Genomic DNA, 781 nt, shown 5'->3' with positions numbered 1-781 from the left:
GAATCCTACGCTAAGGCTTTGGCCAGCGATATTCTCCGGTGAGATTGATGTGTTCCCAGGGGATAGGAGAAGTCGCTTGATATCTAGTATGACGTCTGTCGCACCTGCTTGATCGCGGCCGCGATAGCTAGATCGCGTTGCTCCTCTTCTCCATCCGCGTTCCAAGCTGCGGAAAGGCACCCATAAGCGTACGCCTGGTCGAGCAGGCGACGCGGATCGACGTCCAGCGCACGAGAGAATGCGTCCGCCATCTGTGCAATGCGTCTAGGATCGAGACAAAGGTCGTCTCTGTCAGCCGGATCGTAGAACATATTGGCGGCGCCAAAGCCCACTTCACCGACCAGACCGACGGGATCTATCACCAGCCAGCCGCGACTGGAGAACATGATGTTTTCATGATGCAGATCGCCATGTAGCCCACGCAGTTCCGAGGCATTGCTCATCATTTGATCGGCTATAATCGCCGCGTGGACGTAGTCAGTTTGACAACCTGCGTTTTGATCATCGCGCGCCCGCTGAAACAAAGCTGCAAAGCGATCCCGGATCGGGAGAAGGGCAGAAGGCAGGGGTTCCTCAGATGCGGCATACAGCTTCGCCATTAGTTCCGCTGCAATTTCGGTCGCCTGGTAGTCGCCGTGCTCGGCAACGATGTGAGAGAGCATTCGCTCCCCGGCATATTCGAGCAACATCAGATTGTTCTCACGACCGAGCAACCGGACTGCTCCCCTCCCATTGCGCCATACCAGATAGTCGGCCCCGCGCAGTTCATCAGCAATGTCTT

1 protein-coding gene is annotated in these 781 nt (G+C 56.5%); it reads right to left on the bottom strand.

Features of this window, described 5'->3' with window-relative positions:
• Positions 1-83 precede the first annotated feature (83 nt).
• Positions 84-781 (bottom strand): APH(6)-I family aminoglycoside O-phosphotransferase (locus PGQ95_RS26295; RefSeq protein ID WP_032299094.1); only part of this gene is annotated, 698 nt, incomplete at its 5' end.

It is taken from the genome of Klebsiella sp. 141240 (genome assembly GCF_050600805.1).
GTDB lineage: Bacteria > Pseudomonadota > Gammaproteobacteria > Enterobacterales > Enterobacteriaceae > Klebsiella > Klebsiella aerogenes.
This window is presented reverse-complemented; position numbering and strand designations above follow the sequence as displayed.